The organism is Nocardia sp. NPDC049220, from assembly GCF_040647855.1.
Taxonomy (GTDB): domain Bacteria; phylum Actinomycetota; class Actinomycetes; order Mycobacteriales; family Mycobacteriaceae; genus Nocardia.
Genome location: NZ_JBEZDA010000002.1, coordinates 482,946 through 507,144, shown reverse-complemented (window position 1 = coordinate 507,144; position 24,199 = coordinate 482,946). Strand labels below are relative to the sequence as shown.

Annotated in this window: 22 protein-coding genes and 1 pseudogene; 16 read left to right on the top strand and 7 right to left on the bottom strand. The window is 66.2% G+C overall.

The window, feature by feature from the left end:
* The first annotated feature begins 144 nt into the window (after positions 1-144).
* The 3 genes from AB0C34_RS09405 (at position 145) to ugpC (ending at position 4,138) form a co-directional block, all read left to right on the top strand.
* The gene (locus AB0C34_RS09405; RefSeq protein ID WP_357069252.1) at positions 145-1,404 is read left to right on the top strand and encodes a helix-turn-helix domain-containing protein; all 1,260 of its coding nucleotides are present in this window, start codon (positions 145-147) and stop codon (positions 1,402-1,404) included.
* A gap of 488 nt (positions 1,405-1,892) precedes the next feature.
* A complete protein-coding gene (locus tag AB0C34_RS09400; protein WP_357069250.1) occupies positions 1,893-2,873 on the top strand; it encodes a phosphotriesterase-related protein in 981 nt (326 codons plus the stop codon).
* A 182-nt stretch (positions 2,874-3,055) separates the two neighbouring features.
* Positions 3,056-4,138, top strand: a complete 1,083-nt coding sequence (gene ugpC / locus AB0C34_RS09395; protein ID WP_357069248.1) for a sn-glycerol-3-phosphate ABC transporter ATP-binding protein UgpC — start codon at positions 3,056-3,058, stop codon at positions 4,136-4,138.
* 308 nt (positions 4,139-4,446) lie between these two features.
* On the opposite strand, the gene AB0C34_RS09390 is transcribed toward ugpC, so the two are convergent.
* Positions 4,447-4,959: a helix-turn-helix domain-containing protein gene (locus tag AB0C34_RS09390; RefSeq protein ID WP_357069246.1), complete on the bottom strand. Its 513-nt coding sequence runs from the start codon at positions 4,957-4,959 to the stop codon at positions 4,447-4,449.
* 112 nt (positions 4,960-5,071) lie between these two features.
* Here AB0C34_RS09390 and AB0C34_RS09385 point away from each other — a divergent pair, with 112 nt between their 5' ends.
* Positions 5,072-6,241, top strand: coding sequence for a thiolase family protein (locus AB0C34_RS09385; protein WP_357069244.1), 1,170 nt, complete (start codon positions 5,072-5,074; stop codon positions 6,239-6,241).
* A 38-nt stretch (positions 6,242-6,279) separates the two neighbouring features.
* On the opposite strand, the gene AB0C34_RS09380 is transcribed toward AB0C34_RS09385, so the two are convergent.
* Entirely contained in the window at positions 6,280-6,618 is a 339-nt protein-coding gene (locus AB0C34_RS09380; RefSeq protein WP_357069242.1) for a hypothetical protein, read from the bottom strand.
* Positions 6,619-6,663: 45 nt separating this feature from the next.
* Positions 6,664-7,065 (bottom strand): hypothetical protein, encoded by a 402-nt coding sequence (locus tag AB0C34_RS09375; RefSeq protein WP_357069240.1) that lies wholly within the window; start codon positions 7,063-7,065, stop codon positions 6,664-6,666.
* A gap of 89 nt (positions 7,066-7,154) precedes the next feature.
* Between AB0C34_RS09375 and AB0C34_RS09370 the strand changes: the two genes are divergently transcribed.
* Positions 7,155-8,138 carry an o-succinylbenzoate synthase gene (locus AB0C34_RS09370; RefSeq protein WP_357069238.1) on the top strand — a complete coding sequence of 328 codons (984 nt, stop codon included), beginning with the start codon at positions 7,155-7,157 and terminating at the stop codon, positions 8,136-8,138.
* A gap of 567 nt (positions 8,139-8,705) precedes the next feature.
* Here the strand turns inward: AB0C34_RS09370 and AB0C34_RS09365 are convergent.
* Entirely contained in the window at positions 8,706-9,218 is a 513-nt protein-coding gene (locus tag AB0C34_RS09365) for a TIGR04338 family metallohydrolase (protein ID WP_357069236.1), read from the bottom strand.
* Positions 9,219-9,354: 136 nt separating this feature from the next.
* Positions 9,355-10,212: a DUF2786 domain-containing protein gene (locus AB0C34_RS09360; protein ID WP_357069234.1), complete on the bottom strand. Its 858-nt coding sequence runs from the start codon at positions 10,210-10,212 to the stop codon at positions 9,355-9,357.
* Positions 10,213-10,332: 120 nt separating this feature from the next.
* On the opposite strand from AB0C34_RS09360, the gene AB0C34_RS09355 reads away from it, so the two are divergent.
* From AB0C34_RS09355 to AB0C34_RS09315, 9 genes and pseudogenes are all read left to right on the top strand, one after another.
* Positions 10,333-11,634, top strand: coding sequence for an ABC transporter substrate-binding protein (locus AB0C34_RS09355; protein ID WP_357069232.1), 1,302 nt, complete (start codon positions 10,333-10,335; stop codon positions 11,632-11,634).
* A gap of 110 nt (positions 11,635-11,744) precedes the next feature.
* Positions 11,745-12,704, top strand: a complete 960-nt coding sequence (locus tag AB0C34_RS09350) for a sugar ABC transporter permease (protein ID WP_357070097.1) — start codon at positions 11,745-11,747, stop codon at positions 12,702-12,704.
* Between the two features lie 64 nt (positions 12,705-12,768).
* The gene (locus AB0C34_RS09345) at positions 12,769-13,647 is read left to right on the top strand and encodes a carbohydrate ABC transporter permease (RefSeq protein ID WP_357069230.1); all 879 of its coding nucleotides are present in this window, start codon (positions 12,769-12,771) and stop codon (positions 13,645-13,647) included.
* 124 nt (positions 13,648-13,771) lie between these two features.
* Positions 13,772-13,903, top strand: a pseudogene (locus AB0C34_RS09340) (IS110 family transposase); the annotation flags it as partial.
* A gap of 737 nt (positions 13,904-14,640) precedes the next feature.
* A complete protein-coding gene (locus tag AB0C34_RS09335) occupies positions 14,641-16,914 on the top strand; it encodes a transglycosylase domain-containing protein (protein ID WP_357069228.1) in 2,274 nt (757 codons plus the stop codon).
* A gap of 177 nt (positions 16,915-17,091) precedes the next feature.
* Positions 17,092-17,550, top strand: coding sequence for an effector binding domain-containing protein (locus AB0C34_RS09330; RefSeq protein ID WP_357069226.1), 459 nt, complete (start codon positions 17,092-17,094; stop codon positions 17,548-17,550).
* Positions 17,551-17,559: 9 nt separating this feature from the next.
* On the top strand, positions 17,560-17,985 hold the full coding sequence (locus tag AB0C34_RS09325) for a GyrI-like domain-containing protein (RefSeq protein ID WP_357069224.1): 426 nt from the start codon (positions 17,560-17,562) through the stop codon (positions 17,983-17,985).
* A gap of 42 nt (positions 17,986-18,027) precedes the next feature.
* Positions 18,028-18,285 carry a type II toxin-antitoxin system prevent-host-death family antitoxin gene (locus tag AB0C34_RS09320; RefSeq protein WP_357069222.1) on the top strand — a complete coding sequence of 86 codons (258 nt, stop codon included), beginning with the start codon at positions 18,028-18,030 and terminating at the stop codon, positions 18,283-18,285.
* Positions 18,282-18,551 carry a type II toxin-antitoxin system RelE/ParE family toxin gene (locus tag AB0C34_RS09315; protein ID WP_357069220.1) on the top strand — a complete coding sequence of 90 codons (270 nt, stop codon included), beginning with the start codon at positions 18,282-18,284 and terminating at the stop codon, positions 18,549-18,551. Before AB0C34_RS09320 ends, AB0C34_RS09315 begins: the two co-directional genes overlap by 4 nt.
* Before the next feature lie 63 nt (positions 18,552-18,614).
* Here AB0C34_RS09315 and AB0C34_RS09310 read toward each other — a convergent pair whose 3' ends face one another.
* The gene (locus AB0C34_RS09310) at positions 18,615-19,715 is read right to left on the bottom strand and encodes an inositol-3-phosphate synthase (RefSeq protein ID WP_357069218.1); all 1,101 of its coding nucleotides are present in this window, start codon (positions 19,713-19,715) and stop codon (positions 18,615-18,617) included.
* Positions 19,708-20,265, bottom strand: a complete 558-nt coding sequence (locus AB0C34_RS09305; RefSeq protein WP_357069216.1) for a PadR family transcriptional regulator — start codon at positions 20,263-20,265, stop codon at positions 19,708-19,710. The genes AB0C34_RS09310 and AB0C34_RS09305 overlap by 8 nt, the downstream gene beginning before the upstream one ends.
* Before the next feature lie 533 nt (positions 20,266-20,798).
* Here AB0C34_RS09305 and AB0C34_RS09300 point away from each other — a divergent pair.
* Positions 20,799-21,218: a DUF5318 domain-containing protein gene (locus AB0C34_RS09300; RefSeq protein WP_357069214.1), complete on the top strand. Its 420-nt coding sequence runs from the start codon at positions 20,799-20,801 to the stop codon at positions 21,216-21,218.
* A gap of 667 nt (positions 21,219-21,885) precedes the next feature.
* The gene (locus AB0C34_RS09295) at positions 21,886-24,087 is read left to right on the top strand and encodes a transglycosylase domain-containing protein (protein WP_357070095.1); all 2,202 of its coding nucleotides are present in this window, start codon (positions 21,886-21,888) and stop codon (positions 24,085-24,087) included.
* Positions 24,088-24,199 lie beyond the last annotated feature (112 nt).

Below are 24,199 nucleotides of genomic sequence, written 5' to 3'. Positions count from 1 at the left end.
CACGCACCACTCATACCGCTACGATCCGTTCGCACCCACCACCCGCACACCGGGTTCGTTGGGTGCGACATGCGTCGGCGTACGCCGACGGGCTGGACTAGGTTGCGCTCTCGATGGCCGCGAACCGGTGGACGGAGGTGCCGGGTGGCCGGGAGTAGCGACGAAGTAGTGCGCCGAGTGGCGGCGGAAATGCTGCTGAATCGCGACCAATTGATCAGCGACCTGTCCGCGGATATGCGCGCACAGGTGGAGGCCCTGGACCTCGATACTCGGATGCGGGGATTGTTCGAAGCGGGGACGACCGATAATCTCCTGGCGGTTCTCGAATTCGTGCAGACCGACGCAGCCGAGCACGACGTGCAGGCGCCAGCCCGGGCGTTGATGTACGCGCGAGCCCTCGCCCAGCGTGATGTCCCCCTATCCGCGTTGATTCGGGGGTATCGAATCGGGCACGCCGGGTTTCTCGACATCGCGATGCGGTATGCGGTCGAGTTGGGCGGCTACGACAGCGCGGCGGCGATCATCCGGCTGGTCAACCGCACCGCCGTCTATATCGACCGGGTATGTGAGCAGGTCGCGATCGCCTACGAGCAGGAACGCGACCGGTGGATGGGCAGTCGCAGCGGACTGCGGCAGGAATGGGTGGCGCGCTTACTCGACGGCTCGGTCGCCGATGTCGCCCAGGCCGAACAGGTGCTGCACTACTCGCTGGCCGGCAGCCACGTCGCGGTGAATGTCTGGACCGATCCGGAGATCTCACCACAGGTAGCGATGGGTGTCCTGGATACCGTGCGCGGAACGCTGATTCCGCTGTTCGACAATGCGCGGCGGCCGTTGATGGTGCCGACCGACGAGCGCGAGATTCGATTATGGTTCTCGATCCCCCGTGAGTTCGCGATCGACGTGACCGCGATCGAGCGCGCGATCTCGGCCGTGTCGTTGCCGGTGCGATTGGCCATCGGCGGATGCGATGCCGGCATCGCGGGTTTCCGCCGTAGCCTGCGCCAAGCCGACCAGGTTCGTGAGATCGTCTTCCTCGCTGGCGACAGCGCTCCCCGGGTGGTCGCGTACGACCAGGTGGCGGCCATCGCGCTGCTGGCAGGCAATGTCGAGGCACTGCGTGAGTACGTGGCCGACTGTCTGGGTGAACTGGCCACCGACAACCAGCGCAACCTGTGGTTACGCGATACCCTGCGCGTCTTTCTGGCCAATAACCGCAGCTATGCCGCGGCCGCACAGGAATTGGCTGTGCACCGCAACACCATTCAATATCGGGTTCAGCAGGCGCTCGACCTGATCGGGCACTTCTTCCATGACCATGACGGCACGCTGCACCTCCATCTGGCCTTGCAGGCGGCCCACTGGTTGGGGCCTGCGGTCCTACGACCAGGCACGTCGCGCTGATCGACCGCTCGCCGAGTCCGACTTCGACCACGTGCGCCGATGTGGCCGACCACCCTTACCTCTGTGCGCTGCGCACAAAACGTATGCGAAGTTTCATTCGCGGCGAATATGGTCCGCCTCACAGCCCGGTTCGTAGCATGTCCCGTATGCGTAGTTCATAGCGATTCGCAAAGGAGACTTCATGAACCACCCCACGCAGCGAACTACGCATTCGACCCAGTTACTTCGCGCCGGCTGAAGCCGGCCCGCAGTCGAGATCCTCAGTCTGCCATCGGGTGTGGCCTCGCTGGAGAGACGACACACTCGTCGGCGCGCACAGTACTCGACACCACCCGGTACGACCGCTTCGCCGGCTGCGAAACGGCGAGACGCAGTGCCACCTGCGCCGCCACGCTCCGACCCACCATCCTCGGCCCTGTCATCGGCCGCGGCTGTCCACCCGACCCCGGAACACCTCGTTCGCTCTGCCCAGGTAAAGGAAACACGTAGTGAAACAGCTGGAAACCGTGCGCGGACCGATCGACGCCGCCGATCTCGGTGTGACGTTGATGCATGAGCACGTCTTCGTGCTCACCGGGGACATCCACGAGAATTACCCGACCGAATGGGGCTCGGAAGACGACCGCATCGCCGACGCCGTGCAGCGGCTGCACGGCGCCTACGACGCGGGCGTACGCACGATGGTCGACCTGACGGTGGTCGGACTCGGGCGCTACATCCCGCGCATTCAGCGGATCGCCGAACAGGTTCCAATCAACCTGATGGTCGCCACCGGCGTCTATACCTACGACGACGTCCCGTTCTTCTTCCACTATCGCGGCCCCGCCCTGAACGAGATGGTCGGCGCACAGGTACCCGACCCCATGGTCGACATGTTCATCACCGACATCCGAGACGGAATCGCGGGCACCGGGGTCAAGGCAGGCATGCTCAAATGCGCCATCGACCAGCAGGGACTGACATCCGGAGTCGAGCGGGTCATGCGCGCGATCGCCAAGGCCCACCTCGAAACCGGTACACCGATCACCGTGCACACCCACCCCGGTTCCCGCACCGGCCTCGACGTGAAGCGCGTCATGTGTGACGAAGAAGGCGTCGACCCCGGCCGGATCGTGCTCGGGCACAGCGGAGACACCAGCGACTGCGACCACCTCGCCGAACTGGCCGACGCCGGTTTCATCCTCGGCATGGACCGCTTCGGCATCAACCTGGACACCACGTTCGAGGCCCGCGCGGACACGCTCATCGAGATGGTGCGTCGCGGCTACACCGATCGCATGGTGCTTTCCCAGGACGCCAGTTGCTACATCGACTGGGTCGAACCGGCCGTGATGACCGCCCTATCGCAATGGCATTACACCCACGTGTTCGACGATGTGCTGCCCTATGTGCTCGAACGCGGCGTCACCAAAGAGCAGTTCGACGCCATGCTCGTCGAGGTTCCGCGCGCCTTCTTCGAAGGCCGCTGACCGGCTGGTCACAGCCGTGCCGCCCCGACCACATCCGGGGAAGGTCCCGCCGCTCGGCACGTTCCGCGTGGCCGAGCGGCGGGACGAATGCTCGCCGAAACATCGGCCGACCAGTAGTATCTGCCGCACCCTTACTCGGATCGTCCGGCACGTTCCTGCCGGTGATGGGATGTGCATTCACCATGGCCACTGTGACCTTCGACCACGCGACACGGCTCTACCCTGGTGCGGGAAAACCCGCCGTCGACCAATTGAACCTGGAAATCGAGGACGGTGAATTCCTGGTTCTGGTCGGGCCGTCCGGCTGCGGTAAATCGACCTCACTGCGCATGCTCGCCGGGCTGGAAGAGGTCAACGACGGGCGCATCCTGATCGGCGCCAACGATGTGACGCATGCCGAGCCCAAAGAACGCGACATCGCGATGGTGTTCCAGAACTACGCGCTCTACCCGCACATGACCGTCGCGGAGAACATGGGTTTCGCGCTGAAACTGGCGAAGGTCGCCAAGGCGGAGAAGCACAAGCGGGTGCTAGAGGCGGCCAAACTGCTCGATCTGGAACCCTTCCTGGAGCGCAAACCGAAAGCGCTGTCCGGCGGGCAGCGTCAGCGTGTCGCCATGGGCCGCGCGATCGTGCGCCAGCCGCAGGTGTTCCTGATGGACGAGCCACTGTCCAACCTGGATGCGAAGTTGCGGGTACAGACCCGCACCCAGATCGCCCAACTGCAACGCAGGCTCGCCACCACCACCGTGTATGTCACGCACGACCAGGTCGAGGCGATGACCATGGGCGACCGGGTCGCCGTGCTCAAGGACGGCCTGTTGCAGCAGTGCGCTACGCCGCGCGACCTGTACCGGGATCCGGCCAACGTGTTCGTCGCGGGCTTCATGGGCTCGCCGGCCATGAACCTGTTCACGCTTCCGGTCACCGACGGCGGGGTCGAGCTGGGCGGGCATGTGCTGCCACTGCCACGGTCGGTCGCCGATGCGGCCGGGAGTACGGTGACGGTCGGCATCCGGCCCGAGCACTTCGAGATCGGCGACACCTCCGGCATCGAGATGGAAGTGGATGTGGTGGAGGAGTTGGGCTCCGACGCATATATCTACGGCCGCACCGTCGCCGAGGACACAACCACGGGCGTGGGGGAATCCATTGTCGCGCGCGCGGATTGGCGCAACCCGCCCGCGAAGGGCACCCGTCTGCGGCTGTTCACCGACACCGAGCACATCTACTTCTTCGCCAGCGACGGTCGCCGCCTCGACTGACGGCCGCCTGAAGCCCGCTCGCCCGGTACATCCTGGCAGGCGGACTTACGGGGAGGAGAGGTCGGGTCGACGAGTCCGGCTTGCCGCGGCTCAGGATTGCGCGCCAGATCTGCGGCGGTTCCGCCGGCGGGACGAGGCCGATCGGCGCGTCCTGCGCGATGCTCGAGCGCCCTGAGTCGGTCGACGACTATCGCACGGCCGGAGAACGCAACGCTCGCAATCCGGAGATCACGGCGTGCACCAGGATTCTGCTTGTCGACGAATTTCGGAACACAGCCGGTCGATCCGGCCCTTCGGCACGCACCCGGTCAATCCGGCACTCCGGAGCGCTGCCGCACCTGCCTGACATAGCTCTCATTGAGCCGTACGCCCAACTCGTTTAGCTCGATCTCCCGTCCCGCCTCGCTACGTACCTGCACCCGCACCGGGGCGCCGGTTGCCCCGTCTACCAGAAGTAAGGGTGCGGGACCCGTTTGCAGATAGGTGTCACCCCACTGCATGAGCGCGAGCACCGCCGGAAGCAGATCCCGGCCCATCTGGGTGAGCACATACTCGTGCCGTGTGCGCTTGCCCTCCTCTTGATACGGCTGTTTCGCCAGCAACCCGGCCTCGGTGAGTTTGCGTAGCTGACTGGCGGCAGCCGCGTCGGTGATCCCGACCCGCCGGGCGAACCCGTCGAACCGCCGGGTCCCGTAGTACGCCTCGCGCAGGATGAGCACCGCCGAGCGGGTGCCGACGATGTCGAGCGCCTTCGCGATCGAGCACTCCTCGGTTGTCCACGAGCCCAAGTCGGCCAATCGTCCCTCCATTACTGCTGCCATGACGAACATCATAGCGGTGCTGACTTCTGCCAACTATCGCCAGGTGTAGCCTGGCTATGTGTAAATAGAGCCAGGGAAGGTCGCCCGGCTCTCGGTCCGGAAGGAAGCACCCATGAGAGACGCGGTGATTGTCGAGGCGGTACGCACGCCGATCGGCAAGGGCAAGCCGAATGGCGCACTGCACAACGTCAACGCGGTGGACCTGCTGGCACATAGCCTGCGTGCGGTGGTGGACCGCAGCGGCATCGATCCCGCGCTGATCGACGACGTCATCGGCGGCATCGTCACCCAGGTCGGTGAGCAGGGCGCCAACATGACCCGGCGGGCGGCGCTGGCCGCGGGATATCCCGAATCCGTCCCCGCGACCACCGTGGACCGGCAGTGCGGCAGCAGCCAGCAGGCGATCCACTTCGCCGCGCAGGGCGTGATCGCGGGCGCCTACGACGTCGTCGTCGCCGCGGGCGTCGAGTCGATGGGACGGGTTCCGATGGGCGCCAACCTGGTCGGCTCCGATGACATCGCCGGCGTCGGCTTCGCCGAACGGTACCCCGAGGGCTTGGTGCCGCAGGGCATCAGCGCCGAACTGATCGCGGCCAAGTGGGGGCTGACCCGCACCCAACTGGACGAGTTCGCGCTCGGCAGCCATGAGAAAGCCGCGCTCGCCACCAAAAACGGTGTCTTCACCAGGGAACTGGCGCCGATCAACGGGCTCGGCACCGACGAAGGCATCCGGGTGGGCAGCACACTGGACACGCTGGCCACACTGCGCCCCGCCTATTACGACCCGGCCATGGCCGACCGCTTCCCACAGATCAACTGGGAGATCACCGCGGCGAGCGCGAGCCAGGTCAGCGACGGCAGCGCGGCGGTACTGATCATGACCAGCGAGCGCGCCGAGCAACTCGGCCTGAAGCCGCTGGCTCGGCTGCACAGTTTCGCGGTGGCCGGTGACGACCCGCTGCTGATGCTCACCGCGGTGATCCCGGCAACCAGAAAGGTGCTGCGACGGGCCGGACTGCACCTGTCCGACATCGACCTGATCGAGATCAACGAGGCATTCTCGCCGGTGGTGCTCGCGTGGGCGCACGACACCGGGGCCGATCTCGACAAAGTCAACGTCAACGGCGGCGCCATCGCCATCGGGCACCCGCTCGGCGCGTCCGGCGCGCGCCTGATGACCACGCTGGTTCATGCCATGCGGGACCGCGGCGCACGATACGGGCTGCAAACCATGTGCGAGGCGGGCGGCTTGGCGAACGCCACCATTCTCGAACGGCTCTGAGCGGTCGCGGTACCCGTCGGAGGGGGCGGGTACCGCGTTCAGACCGAGCCGAGCACCAGCACGATCAGGAATCCGACCAGCCAGGATTCGATGATCAGCGGCACCGCGACCAACGGAGTCCATGCGATCGGCCTGCCGTCGCGCACTTTCGCCAGGACCGAGACAACGGCAGCGATCACCGAGGCCGCGATACCGGCCCATGCGATGACCCGGGCCCACGCCAGGTACCCGACGCCGGTGGCGTCGCCGACATCGCGGGCGAGCACGTCGTAGAGCGGAACGAAACAGGCGATCAGCCAGCCGAATCCGAGGGCGATCACCGAGCCGAGCGCCGCGCGCAGAAAATCGACCAACCGCTGCCGTGGATGCCACGCCATGCGTTCAGCATGACTCGCACACCGCCGCACAGCAGGCCAACCCGCTCAGAATTGGGTGTAAACCCGGGTGGCCAGCGCGGCACCACCGAAGAACGAGCCGACGATCAGCACCATCGCCAGCACCGGCCACATCCACAGGTACCAGCGCTTGACCACAGCCACGATGATCAGGGCGAGCGAGCCGAGCAAGGCGAACGCGGTTCCACCCCACGACACCGCGAAGCCCCAGGTGAGGTACTCGCTGCGACAGTTGTCCGGTGTGCAGGAATCAGCGGCGAAGGCGAAGAAGAGGGTGAAGTAGGCGGCCGCCATCCCGAGAACCGCCGCAGCGCAATACAGCACGACGGCGAGCGCCAGATCCCAGGCTCGAACCCGCGGCGCACGCCCCGGCTGAGGCATCAAGTGATACGGCCACGGGGCGGGGCGCGAAAAGCCTATCTCGTTCATGTCCCCGACGATCCTCGGTCGCGCCGGCCCGCGACTCGGGGAAACTACTCGAGTTCGCCTGAGCAGTATCTCGAATAAGCTGGTCCGCGATGAGCGATTCCGCAGGACAGAGCGTTGTCTACGCCATTCCGATGCGCACCAGGTTCCGTGGCATCACGGTGCGCGAGGGAATGTTGATCGAGGGTCCGCTCGGCTGGGGCGAATTCTGCCCGTTCCCCGAGTACGACGATCGGGAGGCCGCGGCCTGGCTGACCACCGCACTGGAGCAGACAACTGCGCGATGGCCGGAGCCGGTGCGGCATCGGATACCGATCAACTGCACCGTGCCCGCGGTCGATCCGCAGCGGGCGCACACCATCGTCGCCGAGTCCGGATGCCGCACCGCCAAGGTGAAGGTCGCCGACCATCCCAGGTCGCTCACCGAGGATCTGGCCAGGGTGGAGGCCGTGCGCGACGCGCTCGGTCCGGACGGCGCGATCCGGGTCGATGCCAACGCGGTGTGGGATGTCGACACCGCCATCACGCACATCACGCGGATCGACCGCGCCGCAGGCGGTCTGGAATACGTCGAACAGCCGTGCCGGACCATCGAGGAACTGGCCGCGGTGCGCCGTCGGGTCGAGGTCCGCATCGCCGCCGACGAATCCATTCGTCGCGCCGAAGACCCGCTACGGGTGGCGGTCGCGGGCGCCGCCGACATCGCCGTCCTCAAATGCACGCCGCTGGGTGGCGTCCGTCGCGCCCTCCGGGTGGCCGAAGCCGCCGGCCTGCCCTGTGTGGTCTCGTCCGCTTTGGAAACCAGCGTCGGTCTCGCCGCCCAGTTGGCGCTGGCCGGGGCGCTCCCCGACCTCGATTTCGCCTGCGGCCTGGGCACTGTGAGCCTGCTCACCGGTGACGTGGTGCCCGATTCCCTCCGCCCGGTCGACGGCTACCTCCCCGTCCCACGCACCCCGCCGCGCCCGGACCCGATACTGCTGGAGCGCTACCAGCACCCCGACGCCGCACGTACCGCATGGTGGCGGGAGCGATTGGCGCGCGTCATGGCACTTGTTCGAAAAAGCCCGACGACCTAGTAGCCCCGGTTGGCGATAGGGTCACCTTCGAGAGATTCGGTCCCCGCTGACAGCACGCTTCGGTTCGACCGCGAGGTTTCACCGGCGGCACCGATCCGCTACCGACAACACAATTCCCCACCCGGTACGGGCGCACCCCACGGCATAGGTCCTACCGGCGGCACCAATCTCCCACCCACAAGATGATTCCCGTCTCGGATGAGCACCCATGGTCGCCCACTTTCGGCGGCGCCCCCAAGAACTCCATCACCGCGACGTCGCGTGAACGTCGGCCGACCCTCGCCCCAGTTCGCTCGAGTTCAACAGAACGCCACACCATCTCCCGTGGCACAACGGCCATTTGACTACCGTCGACGACTCTCGTTGGCTACGGGCACCCTCCAGGCGGAGCGGCCGAGCGGAATTTGCCATGGTCGCCGCGGTGAAGGCGATCAGCCGACCCAAACGACAAACGCCGGGGGTATGGAGCAGGGCACGGCCCTACTCGACCGCAAGGTTCAGCCGATGCTACTAGTCCTCGCAAGCGAGTGGCTAGCAGACGGTTTCGCCGACGGCCGCTGAACATGCTCACCCGAGCCGCGCGCCGCAGCCGAGCATGGTGGCGCGCAAGAGCAACGCCGCTTCGGGACCGACGACGCCGTCGACCAATTCCAGGTACCGGCCGCAAAATTCGGGGCCGTGCGGGGCTGCCGCGGCGGGATCGGACTCGAGATGATGTGCTAGTTCGTGCAGGATCACCAGTTCACGCAGGGCCCAGGCGGTGGCGCCGGAATACAGCGGCACGGCGAGGACGCCCTCGGCCGTCTCGTAGTGCGCCGCGGTCGTCCCGGCCCGAGGGCGGACCCGAACCGGCACGGCGGCTCGAACCCATTGTGCCCGAATCCAGTTGAGCTCCAGCACCCTGTCGACATAGCTCTGCACAGACTCGACTGATGCGAAGCGGCGTTCGATCGGCAGGGTGAGATGTGAGCCGTAGAGCTCGACGGTGCGTATGTTGTGCTCGTCCGCGCGATCGAACACTCCGCGCACCAACTGTTCGGCGTCATACACCTTGGCGCGTTGACTGTCGCGCACGGTCATCGACGCCACCCCGCGACCGGCCGCGTGCTCGAGTCGCCCGCGCCGTCGACACCCGTCCGACCACCGAACCCGACCAGGACATCGCCGGCCCGCATGCGGCAGGATTCGCCTGCTCTCGCGAAACGGCCGACACTATTCACACCTGCCCGCCGACCGTGTCGGGCGCGGTCAATTGCCCACGGGCAGTGGGTAATTCGGATGCGGTGCCGAGCCGTGCGACCCGGCCAGCGCGATCTCCCGCGGCCCGCGCGGCAGCAGAATGCCCCGTCGATGCCTGCGGGCCGCGCCAGGTGCCGCGTGCCTCGGAGGTTCGCGAGTAGAAATCTACGAGTTCGAGTTCCTTGTCGCGCAGCGCCAGCGCGGTACCGGTCGCGACGGCCTCCTCGGGCATCGCCTCCGCCTCGACCTGAGCCTTCACCTCGGCCAGTCGCCGCCCGATCCGCGCGGCGAACGCCATCTGGAAGTTCAGCCGCGCTGTCACACCCGCAACCGGAGCCTGCACCGTACGCCGGACCGGTCGGCCCCTTCGCTTCTCCACAACCACCTTCGCCACGGTGGCCGACCGATATGCCCCCGACTTGATGTACTGGTCGGACGCACGCACCATTTGTACGAGCAGACTCGCGTACAACGCCTCGCAGGTATCGATGTCCGAGCCGAAGCCGTATGCGTAGATCTGCGTCGAGGTCCTGGCGACATCGCAGCGCACGTCATTAGCCGACGCGATCGCCACGAACAACTGGACGTAGGTGCGCAGCCCGCGTTTGCCCGGCACCCCGATCGGGATGATCCGCTGCACCGGCGTCGCCTTGCGCTCGCGCGCCGTGGTATGCGCCCGCGCCACCGCGAGATCGATCGCGGACTTGGTGGCCAACCGCTGCGCCGCGGCGAGGAACGCCTCGGCCTCATGTTCATTATCGGTGGATTCGGCCTTGCGCAGCAGGCCGCCGATGCGGGTGAGCATCCGATCGGGGACCGCGTTCGGCGAAGTCATCACCGGCTAGCCTAGCCAGGACATCGCGCCGCAATCACGCATGCCATGTCAACACCATGTATCTTGCCTTGTGCACCTGCAGGGTGTGCTGCCGATCACGAAAATCCTGGAGTGTCCGCGATGACTGTGCACAACGTGTCGTCCCTACGTTCGTCCCTCGTACCACGGGCCGCGGTCGCGATCGCGTCGGTCGCACTGCTGACCACGGCCCTCGCGAGCGCCTGCTCCAGCGATAACAGCGGCAGCCCGAGTAGCCAGAACCTCACCGGACGCGGCCCGATCACCTACGTCGAGGGCAAGGACACCACCGAGACAGGCGCGGTCAAACAGCTGATCGAGCGATGGAACGCCGCGCACCCGGACGAACAGGTGACGTTCAAGGAACAGTCGAACGACGCCTCGCAGCAGTACGACGACCTGGTCGAACACATGCGCTCCAAGCAGTCCACCTACGACGTGGTCGCGCTCGATGTGCCGTGGACCGCGGAATTCGCCGCCAAGGGGTGGATTCAGCCGCTGAAGGACTCCTTCGCGATCGACACCACCGCGCTGCTGTCGCCGCCGGTCGCCAGCGCCACCTACAACAACACCCTCTACGCTGCGCCCCGCAACACCAATGGCGGCCTGCTGTTCTACCGCAAGGACCTGGTACCCAACCCGCCCAAGACCTGGAACGAGATGCTGTCCCAGTGCCAGATCGCGCGGGACCAGAACATCGGCTGCTACGCCGGCCAGTTCGCACCGTACGAAGGCCTGACCGTGAACGCCGCCGAGGTGATCAACGCCTATGGCGGCAGCTTCGTCGGCGCCGACGGCAAGACCCCAACGGTGAACAGCCCGCAATCACGCGCCGGACTGAAAGTCCTGGTCGACGCGTACAACAACGGCGACATTCCGAAGGAAGCCATCACCTTCAAAGAGCCAGAGTCCAGCAATGCCTTCGCACAGGGCAAGCTGATGTTCCTGCGTTCATGGCCGTCCACGTACGGTGACGTCGGAGGCGAGGCCTCCGCGGTCAAGGACAAGTTCGCGGTCGCGCCGCTGCCCGGCGAGAACGGCGTCGGCGCTTCCACGCTCGGTGGCTACAACGCGGCGATCAGCTCGTACTCGAAGAACAAGGCCACCGCGCTCGACTTCCTACGTTTCCTGATCAGCGAGGACGCACAACATATCGTTGCCTCCGGCGCGCTGCCGTCGGTCCGGGCGTCGATGTACGACGATCCGGCCCTGATCGCGAAGATGCCCTACCTCCCCGCACTCAAGGATTCGATTGCCAGCGCGGTGCCGCGCCCGGTGACCCCGTTCTATCCAGCGGTGTCGAAGGCGATCCAGGACAACGCCTATGCTGCGTTGAACGGAACCAAGTCCGTCGACGATGCGGTCACCGGCATGCAGAAGGGTATCGAAACCGCCGGATCGTAGGCGGTGAGCGTAACGGACCCGACTAGCCCGCAGGAGTGAATACGGTGTCGGATCCTTCGGGAGCAGTAACCAGCGTGCCGAATGACGAGTTCCTTCCGGTTCGACGCGGCCTGGGCGCGACAGTAGCCCTAGAGTTGCGGCGCTCCGCCCGAGCATGGCTTTTCGTCACGCCCGTGCTGCTCACACTCGCGGTGGTCATCGGGTACCCGGTGGTCCGGGCACTGTGGATGTCGTTCCAGAAAGACTCCGGGCTCAACCCGGTGACCGGTATGTTCGTCGAGGGCGGCAGCGCCGGGATATCGAACTACTCGCACTGGCTGCTGCAACAGTGTCAGGTCGCCGGCGGCGAGACAACAGCCTGCCCGACCGGCAATCTCGGCGCCCAGTTCTGGCTCGCCATCGGGGTCACGCTGTTGTTCACGGTCGTGACCGTGACACTCGAGGCCACGCTCGGCCTCGGTATGGCCATGGTGATGGGCAAGACATTCCGCGGCAGGGCGCTGCTGCGCGCAGCCGTGCTGATTCCGTGGGCGATCCCGACCGCTGTCACGGCACGGCTGTGGGAATTCATGTTCCAGTACGACGGTGTGGTGAACCGAGTCCTCGGCACGCACATCCTGTGGACTTCCGACGCATGGCCCGCGCGGATCGCCGTGATCGCGGCCGATGTCTGGAAGACCACGCCCTTCATGGCGCTGTTGCTGCTCGCCGGCCTGCAGGTGATCCCCGCCGACGTGTACGAGGCAGCGCGGGTCGACGGCGCCTCGGCCTGGCAACGGTTCACCCAGATCACGCTTCCGCTGCTGAAACCCGCACTGCTGGTCGCGGTGCTGTTCCGCACCATGGACGCGCTGCGGATGTACGACCTGCCCGCGATCATGACGCTGGGCAACCCGTCCACCCGCACCGTGTCGATCCTGGTGGTCGAGCAGGTGCGACAGGGACCGAACAGCGCGGCCGCGCTGTCGACGATCACCTTCCTTTTGATCTTCGCGGTGGCGTTTGTGCTGGTGAAAATCCTGGGCGCCAACGCGGTTCGGACCCAGGAAGAGCAGCGGAGAGCAGGATGAGGCACCTTTGCGCAGCGCGTGTCCGGCTCGACCGGATGTCCCGTACGACCGGGGAGGCGCGCTGATGTCCGTGCAGACGACGAAAAGCTCCCGTGTGCAATCGTTCCCGTGGAGCAAGCGGCTCGGCTCGATCCGGCTGTATCTCGGCGCCCTCATCGTGCTCGTGTGGGGTCTCGCGCCGTTCTACTGGATGGCGGTCACCGCGCTGCGCGACCCCGACTACACCTTCGACAACACGCCGTGGCCGACGCACATCACGCTGGAGAATTTCCGCAATGCGTTCGACACCAGCCGCGGCAACGACTTCGGCAGGGCACTGGTGAACAGCGTGCTCATCGGCGCGGTCACCACGGTGATCGCGCTGGTGATCGGCGTGTTCGCCGCGTACGCGCTGGCCCGGCTCACCTTCCGAGGCAAATACGTGGTGTCCGGTCTGATCCTCAGCGCTTCGATGTTTCCGGTCGTCGTGCTGGTGACGCCGCTGTTCCAACTGTTCACCAATCTGGGCTGGATCGGCGAATACCAGGCGATGATCATCCCGAACATCTCGTTCGTGCTGCCGATGACGGTCTACATCCTCGCGTCCTTTTTCGCCGAACTGCCGTGGGAACTGGAGGAGGCGGCGCGGATCGACGGCGCGACCAAGATGCAGGCATTCCGTTTGGTCATGCTGCCACTGGCCGCGCCCGCCGTGTTCACCACCGCGATCCTCGCATTCATCGCGGCAGTCAACGAATACCTGTTGGCTCGCCTGCTCTCCAGCGACAAGACCGAGCCGGTCACCGTCGCGATCGCCCGCTTCTCCGGCAACAACCCGCTGGTGCACCCGTACGCCGCGATCATGGCAGCAGGCACCCTGGTCACCATCCCGCTGGTCATCATGGTCCTGCTCTTCCAGCGACGAATCATCTCCGGACTCACCGCGGGCGGCGTGAAGAGCTGATCCCGGCCACACCCGCGGCCAGGAATTCGCACCACCACACACGGCACCGCCCGCATCCACGCAAGCTCCGCTTGCCCGCAGAACCGCGCACGAAAGCCCCGCCACAGATCGACCGCCAGACAGCCGGACCCGAGCCGAGGGCAAGAAACACACCGCAGCCCTCACCTGCCTGGCCCGCCGCCGTTGCGACGTCCGCTGTCCCATGCTCAAAAGCGAACAGTCCTACCGGAATACGCTGGTCCCAGCATCGCCGTGATGCCACGCTGGCGTGACCGAGTCCACCATGGCGATCTGAACTGAGCGAATGCCGTATGACCGCTGATCTCCGCATAGGTTCGCTGTCGACGAAGCGGCTCTCTCACCGCCGCCGCATGCCGATGTATTCGGCGATGACCACGCGCTGCCCCCGGGAAAGCGCATCTGGAACGGCACAGCGCGTCGTGGGTCGGCGCGTTCGTCGGTGATCGGCTCCTCGGTGTCAGTCTGGAATGGAGAAAGGCATGTGTTCCTCCTCGACACCGCGGTTGCGCCGGACCTCCGCCATCAGCGCATCGAATCCAGCCCGGTCACTGCCTACCCGAATTCGGCCTCGAATGGCGCCACGTCGACTGCGAACCACACCTCGACACCCCCTATCGCGATACCCGCGGGTATCGAACCACCGACGGCCGTCCTCCTACGACAGAACCGACATCGAAACCCTACGACGACTCGCCCATCACGACCGTTCAGCTTCTCCGAATCCATAGCCCCCCGCAAAACCCGAACCACAAACCGCCTGATCACCCCCCTCCTCGCCCCGTCGAGTGCGAGACTTACGAGCACCGTTCGCGGCCCGGCTCGCGTCCCAGCGGCCGAAGCGCCCGCGCCGCAGGCGCAAGTCTCGGCCGCTGGGACCGCGAGCCACCAAGAGGCCGCGAACACGCAGCGCCGCAGGCGCTGCCAACCCAACACAGCCGCAGGCGCTGGCAATAAACAAAGCTCCGGGAGGAGATGATCGTGAGCTCGTTCCGCACACCGCGCGAGCGTAAACGCGATACCAGGAGTACTCCTACCGCGCCGACGTACGCGTCGATCGCGGGCTGGAGCGAGCGGCCGCCGACGGATCGGCACACGCGAGCATTACGCGAGAAGCGGGCAGCCGGCTGGAAAACGCGACCTTCCGGGTCGCGGCCGACACCTGATCCGGATCGCCCGCCGCGCGGCAGGGGCGAACGCTTCCGGCGCCTGCTCCTAGCGCTGTTCATTCTTTTCGGTGTGGTGCCCGCGCTGTTGTCCGTCCTCGCGTATTGGAGCGCGGAGATCCCGGACGCGGCGGCGGTGAAGACCAATCAGATCGCCACCATCCTGGCCGCTGACGGCAGCACCGTGATCGCGAAGGTCGTTCCGCCGGATGGCAATCGGACTCCGGTTCTGCTGTCGGAGGTGCCTGAGCCGGTGCGCGATGCGGTGCTCTCCGCCGAGGATCGGGACTTCTACACCAATCCCGGTTATTCGTCCTCCGGCTTTCTGCGTGCTGTGCGCGACAATGTGCTGGGGCGCGAGGACGCGGGTGGCGGCTCCACGATCACCCAGCAGTATGTGAAGAATGCCTTCCTCGGCTCCGAGCGCACGGTGACACGCAAGATGCGCGAGCTGATCATCGCGGCGAAGATGGCTCGGCAGTGGAACAAGGACGACATTCTGGCCGCCTATCTCAACAGCATCTATTACGGCCGCGGCTCCTATGGAATCGCCGCGGCGGCAAGGGCTTATTTCGACAAGCCGGTGAACCAATTGACGCTCGCCGATGGCGCGGTGCTTGCCGCGCTGATCAGGACGCCATCGATCTTGGACCCGGAAACCCATCTGGCGGATCTGAAGGCGCGCTGGGCGTATGTGCTCAACGGCATGGTCGAGATGGGAGTGCTCGCGCCGGGGGATCGCGACGCCACGATGTTTCCGTCGATCCTGCCGATCGGCGAGATCCCCGACGACAACGTGGCCCGCGGTCCGGAGGGCCTGATCCGCAATCAGGTGGTGCGCGAGTTGCGCGCGGCCGGTATCAGCGAGCGTGCATTGAACACCGGCGCATTGCAGATCACCAGCACCATCGACCCGCGCACGCAGCAGGCGGCGCTCGGCGCGGTGCACGACCGGCTGTCGACCCAGCCGCAGGAGTTGCGGGCCTCGGTGGTGTCGATCGACCCGCGCTCGGGCGCGGTACGCGCGTATTTCGGCGGCTACGACGGCCTCGGCTACGACTTCGCCCAGGCGCCGTTGCAGACCGGGTCGGCATTCAAGATCTTCGCGGTGATCGCCGCGCAGCAGCAAGGCATTCCGTTGAGCCGTGTGCTGGACAGTTCCCCGGTGACCGACCGCGAGGTCAGGATCACCAACGTGGATGACGAGTCGTGCGGCAAATGCACCATGGCCGAGGCGCTGAAGCGCTCGTTGAACACGAGCTTCTATCGACTGACCATGTCGATGTCCAAGGGACCCGAGGCGATCGCGGACGCGGCGCACGCGGCGGGCATCCCGGAGGAGATCCCCGGCGTCGCGGGAAAGACCTTGTCCGAGGACGGCGGAAGGCCGTTGAACGGCATCGTCCTCGGTCAGTACCTGGTCCGGCCCATCGATATGGTGTCGGCCTATGCCACGGTGGGCGCGTCCGGCGTCTACCACCAGCCATACTTCGTGCAGCGGGTGGTGACCGCCGAGGGCCGGGTGTTGCTGGACCGTGGCAATCCTGGCGAGCAGGTCGGCAAGCAGATGCCGCCGGGCCGGCAGCGCATCCCCCGAACGATCGCGGAGAAGACGACCCAGGCGATGACCCCGATCGCGGCCTACTCCAATGAGCATGCGCTGGCAGGCAACCGGCCTTCGGCGGCCAAGACCGGCACCACGCAGCTCGGCGAGTCCGACCTGAACAAGGACGCCTGGATGATCGGTTTCACCCCCTCGCTGTCCACGGCGGTGTGGATCGGCACCGAACAGTCGCAGCCGATCCGCACCGCGCGCGGCGGCAACATCTACGGCTCCGGGTTGCCTGCCGACATCTGGAAGCAGGTGATGGACGACGCGCTCGACGGCACTCCGGTCGAGCAGTTCCCCGGCGCGCCGGGCCAGGGCCACATGCTGCAGAGCAAGCCCTCCGGCGGCAACTACGACATTCTCGATCCGCCACCGAGCCCCGCTCGTGAACCCGACGTCATCGTCCCGCCGACCACGCAGCCGCCCAGACAAGTGGAAATTTTTCCCGGGCTGAGCATTCCCGTGCCGGGATAGCGATGATGCTGTGACCTTCCCCGGCCCGGGGGAACGGATGACATGGCAGCATCGTTTGCCAGAGTGAGAGCGAACCAGCGAGTGTGTCGGAGCTGGGCCGACACCGGTACCGCGAGAACGATGCGGAAGGATATGCGCTCGAGCGACGACGGAAGACTAGACATAGGGGCTACGCCGGTGGATTTCAATGTCGTTGACCAACCCGAGACGCTGGTGGCGGGGACAGTGCTTCGCAGCCCCGCGCTCGCGGTCGAAGGGCCGCGGCGCGCGAAAGCCGAAGAGGCGTGGAAGCGCAATCTGGCTCGCGAACTGCCCGGACCGCCGACCTCGGCGTACGTCGACCATGCGCCGGAGATCAATTCATACCTGACCCATATCGTCGGCTATCGCTGCCACAGCCTGGCCGACCTGTTGCCCGGCGATGTGCTCGCCCGGGTACCTGCCGGCCGGTTCGCCCGGTTCGTCGCCAGCGGCGACGACATCGGCGACACCATTGTGGGTATCTGGCGGGCGGTCTGGGATGCCGAGGCCGCGGGCCGGCTCGTGCGCGCCTATACCGGCGATTGGGAGCACTATCCGGACGCCCGCACGGTGGAAGTTTTCGTGGCACTGGCAGACGATCAGGTCGACGGGTAGGAACAGACAGTGGATTTCGAGATCGTCACATTGGACCAGAGCATGGTCGCGGGACTCACCGTTCCGCTAGCCGGCCGCGAGGTGACCGCGCGTGACCTCGACCTGGTGAACTTCACCTGGGATCGGTATCTGGCACGGGAGAAGACCGTGCCGAGGGTGGCGGCCTACATCGGCCAGAACGACCATGCCGTCGCGGTGCTCGGCTACGAGGTGGCAACCATGGCGGCGATGGACGCGGGCGACGTGCTCACCATCATCCCCCGGGGCCGCTACGCCAAGTTCGTCGTCGCGGATAAACCCTATGACCTGTTGCGCACCGCATGGGCCCAGGTCTCGAAGGCCGAAAACGCGGGAACCATCACCCGCTCGCACACGGCCGAACTCGAGCGCTACACCGGGCCGGCCTCGGTAGAGGTATACGTCTCGCTGGACTGAATCACCAACTGCAGTGTACACAATTGCGTGTACACTGCAGTTGTGTCGGAGATCAGTATCCGCGAGTTGCGCGCCAACCTCGCCGCCCACATCCGCGAAGCCGAATCCGGCGAGCAGGTGATCATTTTGCGAGATGGCGCGCCGGCCGCGGCCCTGGTGCCGTTGTCGGTGGTGGCGGCGTTCGACGCAGCCGAGGACGAAATGCTCGCGCGCGAAGCCGAGGCCAGGCTCGCAGCCCAAGAGCCGACATTCACCATGGCCGAGGTGCTCGCCGATCTGTTCGAAAACGACCCGCGGTGAAATACCGTTTCCATTTCCTGGACTCGGCGCGCCGCGAACAAAAGGCGATCGAACGCCAGGACGCAATGCGTATTCTCACCGCGCTCACGGCACTCGGCGACGACCCCTATGCTCCCGGATTGGACGTGAGGAAGTTGTCCGGCCACGACGACCTGTACCGCCTGCGGGTCGGTAGGTATCGGGTCGCCTACCGAGTGGACAATGGCGTGCTGGTGATCCTCGTGGTGAAGGTCGGCTGGCGCAAGGACCGCTACCGCGGCCTGTAGTCGCGCCGCGTCGGCCGAAGGCGTTTCGCCGCCGGCCGACGCAGTGTCGCGTAGTGCGGTGAATTACTCCGCGCCGATGATGAACGCCTCGAGCTGGGTGCGGGCGATGTCGTCGGCCAACTGCCGCGGCGGGGACTTCATCAGATAGGCCGACGCCGGGATGACCGGGCCGCCGATGCCACGATCCTTGGCGATCTTGGCCGCGCGCACCGCATCGATGATGATGCCCGCCGAGTTCGGCGAGTCCCATACCTCGAGCTTGTACTCCAGGTTCAATGGCACGTCGCCGAACGCGCGACCCTCCAGCCGGACGTAGGCCCACTTGCGGTCATCCAGCCAGCCCACATGGTCGGACGGGCCGATGTGCACATCGTTGGCGCCGAGTTCCTTCTTCAGGTTGCTCGTGACCGCCTGGGTCTTGGAGATCTTCTTCGACTCCAAGCGCTCGCGCTCGAGCATGTTCTTGAAGTCCATATTGCCGCCGACATTGAGTTGCATGGTGCGGTCGAGTTGCACGCCGCGGTCTTCGAACAGTTTCGCCATGACACGGTGGGTGATGGTCGCACCGACCTGGCTCTTGATGTCGTCACCGACGATCGGGACACCGGCGTCGGTGAACTTCTGCGCCCAGACCGGGTCGGAGGCGATGAACACCGGCAGGGCGTTGACGAAGGCGACTCCCGCGTCGATGGCGCACTGAGCGTAGAACTTGTCGGCTTCTTCCGAGCCGACCGGCAGGTAGGACACCAGCACGTCGACCTTGTTGTCCTTCAGGACCCGCACCACGTCGACGGGCTCCGCCTCGGACAGCTCGATGGTCTCGGCGTAGTACTTGCCGATGCCGTCCAGGGTCGGGCCGCGCTGCACGACGACGTCGCTCGGCGGCACGTCGGAAATCTTGATCGTGTTGTTCTCACTGGCGAAGATCGCCTCGGCCAGGTCGAAGCCGACCTTCTTCGCGTCCACGTCGAACGCGGCGACGAACTTGACGTCGCGCACGTGGTACCGCCCGAACTTCACATGCATCAGACCGGGAACGGTCGAGGACTCGTCCGCGTCCTTGTAGTACTGCACGCCCTGGACCAGCGAAGAGGCGCAGTTGCCCACACCTACGATGGCGACGCGAACTTCCGTGGCATTGTCAGCCTTATTGACGTCACTCATGGCCGATATTTCCCTCTTTCTGTGGTGCCGCCTTCGTCGATTGCTCCGCCGCAATCAACTCGTTGAGCCAGCGCACTTCGCGCTCGCTTGATTCGAGTCCGAGTTGATGGAGCTGCCGGGTGTAGCGATCCAAAGACCCACTGGCCTTCTTGATCGCGTCCCGAAGCCCCTCTCGGCGCTCCTCGACCTGGCGTCGCCTGCCTTCCAGAATCCGCATCCGCGCTTCCGCGGGAGTGCGGCTGAAGAAAGCGAGGTGAACGCCGAAGCCGTCGTCGGTGTAGTTCTGCGGTCCGGTGTCGGCGAGTAGTTCGCTGAACCGTTCCCGCCCGACCGGAGTCAGTTGATAAACCCGGCGCGCACGGCGGGTGGCCGCACCCGCGGGGATCTCCTCGGCGATCAGCCCGTCCGCCTGCATGCGGCGCAGTGTCGGGTACAGCGAGCCGTAGGAGAAGGCCCGAAATGCGCCGAGCAGGCCGGTCAGCCGCTTGCGCAGCTCGTAACCATGCATGGGCGATTCGAGGAGCAGCCCGAGGATTGCCAGCTCGAGCACCGGGCTTCACCTCCTGACTGGATGCGGATTCCACCGATGGATGCGACTTCTCACTATATCGGAGCGATACATCTACGCACAGCCCGCGACCGACCTGGGGACTGTCCGCGGGGCAACCGGCAGCCGGGCGGCGGCCCAGGCTTCGCACGCCGACGCTCGCGAGTGTGACCAGAGTAACGCCCGGCAGATCTGCCGTGTCGCAACACTTTTCACATCATCGGCAGCCAAACGTGCGCGCGAAGGCCGGGGTTTGCGGAACGGCGTTGCGCCGACACAGTTCGCCGATCATGTTTAAGCGCTGTTCGTTCGTGGTATTCATGCGGGCGAACTGTCCTCGACGTGGCCGACATCCAGGGGGCTGGACACTGCGGCGAGACCGAGGTGAGATGGTCGCGTCCGCCTGAACTCCAGCGGTGGAAACGGCCGGATCGCAGTCCGAGTTGCGGCGGATGCCCTGGTTCCAGCCCGGATCGGGACCCGCCAATCCGCACAGCGCGGGGCGGGGCGATCTCGACACCGCTACTCTGGTTCTCGTGCGAATCCAGCGGCAAGTGGTCGACTACGCCCTTCGGCGTCGGTCGCTGCTGGCTGACGTCTATGCGGGCCGTGTCGATGTCGCCGAGGTGTGTGATGCGAATACCTACCTCCTGCGGGCAGCGAAATTCCATGGTCGGGGGAGCGAGGTCACGTGCCCGATCTGCCGGAAAGAACAGCTGACGCTCGTATCGTGGGTCTACGGCGACGGCCTCGGACCGGTAGCCGGATCGGCTCGCACACCCGAGGAACTCGCCCGCCTCGCCGAGACCCGCGAAGAGTTCTCGGTCCATGTCGTGGAGGTGTGCCGGACTTGCAGCTGGAATCATCTAGTGCAGTCCTACGTGCTCGGCACCACGCCCGCACCGCCGCGCCGGCGCACTGGGACACGCGCGAACCGGCGCACCGCCGCCGAATGAAGTGCCTGGTCATCTACCCTTCGGGTGACTCGCGGAGCGAGTATGCGTCCGATTCGACGCATCCGACCGTTAGCCATCCGCACCGTTACGAGTTATGGAGATCTTGTCCGTGAATTCGCCCTACGAGACTTCCCCCTACGGCGATGAACCGCATGGCGGCCGTACTCAACGGAGTTCACAACCAGGTCCCGACCCGTATCGAAATCCCCGTCCCGGGCCACCGCCCGGCGCTCGTCCGGGGCCACCGCCCGGTCCGCGTCCCGGCGGCCCGTTCCCCGGTGACCCGCGCGGAGCGCAACCGCCGCGCCGTCCAGGGCCTCCGCAGCAGGGCCGTCCGCCGCAGCCGAATCGAGGCGCGCCGAACGGTGCTGCGCCCGGACCGCAGGCGACCCAGAAGATTCAGCGCCCCGGCTCGTTGACCGAGGCGGTGGCCGAGCGAAGCCGGCGCGGTCCGGCCACCGGCTCCCGTCCGGTCACCGACCCGCGGCCCGGCGCGGACCGAACAGCTCGTCGCGCAGGGGGCAACGGACCCACCACCGGTGAGCGCAGACAAACCGCGGGCGGCCCGCCATCCGGCCCGCCCACACGCCGGGGCGGCGGTAGCGGCGACGGACCCGGCGGGCCGGGCAGGCGACGGCCGGCACAGAAAGGAAAGTCGCCGTGGCGCATCGTCCGGCGCACCATCTATGTCTTTCTCGCGCTGGCCATCCTGGTGCCGAGTGGCGTATTCCTGGCCGCGTACACCACGGTTGCGGTGCCCCAGCCCGGTGACCTCAAGACGAACCAGGTCGCGACCATTCTCGCGACCGACGGCGACACCGTGATCAGCAAAGTCGTTCCGCCCGATGGCAACCGGACCGATGTCACCATCGAGCAGGTCCCGCCGCATGTGCGCAACGCGGTGATCGCGGCCGAGGACCGGGATTTCTACACCAATCCCGGCTTCTCGATCTCCGGTTTCGCCCGCGCCGCCAGGGACAACGTCCTCGGCAAGGAGAGCGCGGGCGGTGGTTCGACGATCACCCAGCAGTATGTGAAGAACGCGATGGTCGGTAACGAGCACTCGCTCTCCCGCAAGATGCACGAACTGGTCATCGCCGCCAAGATGGCGCGACAGTGGAGCAAGGACGACATTCTCGCCGCCTACCTGAACACCATCTACTTCGGCCGCGGCGCCTACGGCATCGATGCCGCCGCCAAGGCCTACTACGGCAAACCGGTGCAGGAGCTGACCCTCGCCGAGGGCGCGATGCTCGCCGCCACCATCCAGCAACCGTCCGGCCTGGATCCGGAGACCAATCCGGTGGGTGCGAAGACCCGTTGGGGCTACGTGCTCGACGGCATGGTCGACGGTGGCAGCCTGTCCCCGGCCGAACGGCAAGGTGTGCAGTTCCCTCAGGTCGTGCCGGGCAATTCGACCAAGGACAAGGGTCTTGACTCCGGGCCGGAAGGCCTGATCAAGACCCAGGTGCTCAAGGAACTGGCGGCCGCGGGCATCAGCGAGCAGCAACTGAACACCGCGGGTCTACAGATCACCACCACGATCGACGCGAAAGCCCAGCAGGCAGCAGTGGACGCCGCGACCAAAACTATGGAGGGCGAGCCGGAGCAGCTGCGCAGCGCCGTCGTCTCGGTGGATCCGCGCACCGGTGCCGTGCGCGCCTACTACGGCGGCAACGACGGCCAAGGCTACGACTTCGCCAACGCGGGTCTGCAGCCCGGTTCCTCGTTCAAGGTCTTCGGCCTCGCCGAGAACCTGGAACTCGGCATCCCGCTGTCCCAGATGTACGACAGTTCGCCGATCACCGTGAACGGCATCAAGATCACCAACGTCGAAGGCGAACAGTGCGGTATGTGCACCATCGCCGAGGCGCTGAAGCGGTCGCTGAACACCAGCTTCTACCGCATGCAGCTGGACATGCAGAACGGCCCGCAGAAGATCGCCGCCATGGCGCACAAGCTCGGCATTCCGGACACCATCCCGGGCGTGGGCAAGACGCTCACCGAGCCGGATGGCTCCGGTCCGAACAACGGCATCGTGCTCGGCCAATACCAGTCGCGTGTGCTCGACATGGCCTCCGCCTACGCGACCCTCGCGGCGTCCGGCATGTACCACGCGCCGCACTTCGTGACGAAGGTGGTGACCGCCGACGGCCAGGTTCTGATGGACCGCGGCGAGGTGGCGGGCGAACAGCGCGTGTCGGCCGCGGTGGCCGATAACGTCACCGCGGCGATGAAGCCGATCGCGGCCTCGTCACGCAACCACGGCCTGTCCGGCGGTCGCGAGTCCGCGGCCAAGACCGGTACCGCGCAGCTCGGCGAAACCGGCGAGAACAAGGACGCCTGGATGGTCGGGTACACCCCGTCGCTGTCGACCGCGGTGTGGGTGGGCAGCATCGACAACTCGCCGCTGCGTAACTACGGTGGCGGCATGATCTACGGCTCGGGTCTGCCATCGGACATCTGGAAGGCCACGATGGACGGTGCGTTGCAGGGCACCACCAACCAGTCCTTCCCGAAACCGGCGCCGATCAAGGGCCAGGCCGGTGTACCCGAATGGTCGGCGCCCTATACCCCGCCGTCCACCGTCGAGTCGCCATTCATACCCCCGGTCGTGATCGCACCGACCCAGGTGGAGATTCTCCCCGGCATCACCATCCCGGTCCCCGGCGTCCAGCCCAACCCGCAGCAACAGCGCCCGCAGCAACAGCAGCAGCGCGAACAGCCGGAAGGGGGGCCGCTTCCTGGTCAGCCGGTCGCACCGTCCGACGGCTCGTCCCCCTCGGCCACCGGGTCGCCGCGGCCGGGCAATAGTGGAAACGGCAACGGCGAGGGGACGAACGGAGCCCCACCGACCCGAGGCCGGTAGCCTCGGGAGCCGTGACCGACCAGCAACTGGTGGAACAGCGAGCGAACGAGACAGCGCCACGGTCCGCCAGAGCGGGGACCGGCGGGACGTATTACGTCGCGCCCGCACCGCT